Raw genomic sequence first — 2,507 nt, 5'->3', positions numbered from 1 at the left:
GCCGCAGCCCCTGCACGACATGGCCGCACGCGGCCTGAAGAAGGTCGTCGACTACCAGGACGTCGCCTATGGCGGCGAATATCTTCACCGGCTGGACAAGGCGGTGGCGCTGGACAATGCGGAGCGCGGCTATGCTCTGTCCACCGCCGCGGCAAAGCATCTCGCCAACGCCATGTGCTATGACGACATGATCCGCGTCGCCGATCTCAAGACGCGCTCGACCCGCGACAAGCGCGTGCGCAAGGAGGTCGGGGTGAAGGAAGGTTCGGTCCTGCAGGTCACCGAATATTTCCATCCGCGCATCGAGGAATTCTGCGGCACTATGCCGGCAAGCCTTGGCAGCTATATCGAGAGCCGGCCGAAACTCGCCGCCTTCCTCGACCGCCGCATCAATCGCGGCCGCCACATCCGCACCGACAGCTTTACCGGCTTCGCCATGCTCTGGTTCATCGGCGGCCTGCGCCGCTGGCGCCGCCGCCTGCTGCGCCACAAGGTCGAAGTCGAGCATCTCGAGCGCTGGTACGAATTGGCGCTCAGCCATGCGCGGCAGGACTACGCTTTGGCCACCGAAATCCTGAACTGCCGGCGGCTGATCAAGGGCTACAGCGACACCCATGCCCGTGCCCAGTCGAAATTCGACCGGGTGCTTTCGGCGCTGCCGATGCTCAAGGGCCGCGAAGACGCCGCCGACTGGCTACGCCTCCTGCGCGAGGCGGCGCTGAAGGACGAGAAGGGCGACATGCTGGACGGCGCGCTGAAGACGGTGGCGACGCTGGGCGAATAGCCCGGCTGCTCCATCGGGTTGCCGTCACGAAGGATGTCGGCAGCGCGAATGCTGGCGATGACGCTTCGGGGCACGGCTCGCGCCGAATGGCGCAGTCTATTCGGTGGCTTCCCGTCCCGAAATCTGCTCGACGAGGATCCGGAAAAAGACGTGCGGCATGTTATCCGAGGTGGGAGGCGTGACGGGCTTGAGCGCGCCGGGCTCCCACCAGTCGGTGTGCTTGCTCAACACTGCCCTCGCATGGTCGCACTGAACCTTATGGCCGATCCGGTCCGGCAGTTCCTCATAGCGGCCGTCGACGACCACGCTTTTCCACCCGCGCCCCTGTGTGCGTTCCGCCACTTGTACGCACACCAGGGGATTGGCCCGCATCCAGTCGACCTTCTTGCCGAGCAGCGAAAACGCATAGAGGTGGCTGTCGGCATAGGCGTAATTGAAGGGCACGACATAGGGTTGTCCGTCCTTGACGCATGCCAGATGTCCAGTGCGGTTCGCCGCCAGCAATTTCGTGCATTCCAAAGTGGAGAGCGTGCGGATCATCATCGCTATGAACTCCTGGTCTCAACTCGCCTCGGCCGGTCTCCGCCGATCGGCCTCTATCAACCTGGAGCCTAGAGCGGAGGACCTCGTGGCTCCTTGATATGGATCAATTTGATACTGGGCGGCGGCCGCGGCAATCCCATTTCAACGGCGCAACCGCGAGGCGACGCGTGCCGAACCGCCGCGGGGCGGTACCGTCGAAGGAGCTAACGAAGATGTGATCCACACCGCTCCGACGGAAATCGGCCTATCCTCCGTTTCACGCACGTAGGGTCGAATTACGGAGACAACGCATGTTCGCAAAATACTTTCTGTCCATCGCCCTGGCCGCCGGCACATTGACGCTGTCCGCCGTTGGCTCTGAGGCTATGCCGCTCGTCAAGCCAAGCGCATCTCCGCTGCCGATCGAGACCGTCGGCTGGCGCTGCGGCCCCGGTTGGCACATGAACCGCTGGGGCAGATGCGTGCCGAACGGCCGGGTAATCATCCGCCCGATGCATGTGCGCCACTGGCATCCCGGCTTCTGGTATCACGGCCGCTGGCATCACGGTTTTTGGAGCTGATGATCGCTCCCGGATCGCCGTGGACGCCCGCGCCGGAAACGGCGCGGGCGGTTTGGCTAAGGTCTCCACGCACAGGTTCGAAACCTCCGCGCCAGCGTTCGTGATTGGCAGCGGGCCCTCAGCCTCGTCATCCACGGGCGGAGCAAGGAGCGAAGCGACGCAGCGCAGACCCGAGGATCCATTCCGTTACGTTGAGGCGTTGCGACGGTTCAGAATTCTGCTCCGCCGCGCCCTTCGGTGAAGGTAACGGAATGGATCCTCGGGTCTCCGCGTCCGCTTCGCTCCCGCTCCGCCCGTGGATGACGAACTGAGAGGGCGCCGAAGCCATCTCTGACCGGCAAACCCAGGCTCACGCCACCAGATCCCGCATCGGCTTCAGGGCCGCCGACTCCGGAAACACCTTGTCGCCAAGCACCGCCGCCGACAGCCCGAACTGATCCGCCAGCAGCCCCTTCAGCACCGCGCGCACATCGCTGGTCGGCGCGAGGTCGCGGCCTTCATAGAGCTGCGCCGGCTTCAGTCCCGGCCAGTCGGCGATGACGCGGCCGCCCTTGATCGCGCCGCCGGCGAGCAGCACCACCGTGCCGGTGCCGTGGTCGGGGCGGACCGTGCCGTTGATG

Annotated in this window: 4 protein-coding genes; 2 read left to right on the top strand and 2 right to left on the bottom strand. The window is 64.9% G+C overall.

What is annotated here, in order from left to right; all coding sequences use genetic code 11:
- Positions 1-784: DUF6537 domain-containing protein (locus EOA27_RS31675; RefSeq protein WP_348639880.1), on the top strand; the 784-nt coding region annotated here is incomplete at its 5' end.
- 96 nt (positions 785-880) lie between these two features.
- Here the strand turns inward: EOA27_RS31675 and EOA27_RS31670 are convergent.
- Positions 881-1,327, bottom strand: a complete 447-nt coding sequence (locus tag EOA27_RS31670) for a pyridoxamine 5'-phosphate oxidase family protein (RefSeq protein WP_126079658.1) — start codon at positions 1,325-1,327, stop codon at positions 881-883.
- 290 nt (positions 1,328-1,617) lie between these two features.
- Between EOA27_RS31670 and EOA27_RS31665 the strand changes: the two genes are divergently transcribed.
- The gene (locus tag EOA27_RS31665; protein WP_126079657.1) at positions 1,618-1,887 is read left to right on the top strand and encodes a hypothetical protein; all 270 of its coding nucleotides are present in this window, start codon (positions 1,618-1,620) and stop codon (positions 1,885-1,887) included.
- A 349-nt stretch (positions 1,888-2,236) separates the two neighbouring features.
- On the opposite strand, the gene EOA27_RS31660 is transcribed toward EOA27_RS31665, so the two are convergent.
- A partial coding sequence (locus EOA27_RS31660; RefSeq protein WP_127258135.1) for a DUF1501 domain-containing protein occupies positions 2,237-2,507 on the bottom strand: 271 nt, incomplete at its 5' end.

The sequence above is a fragment of the Mesorhizobium sp. M2A.F.Ca.ET.037.01.1.1 genome (assembly GCF_003998075.1).
Lineage (GTDB): Bacteria > Pseudomonadota > Alphaproteobacteria > Rhizobiales > Rhizobiaceae > Mesorhizobium.
The sequence above is the reverse complement of the archived record's forward strand: the minus strand, read 5'-3'. Positions and strand labels throughout refer to the sequence as shown.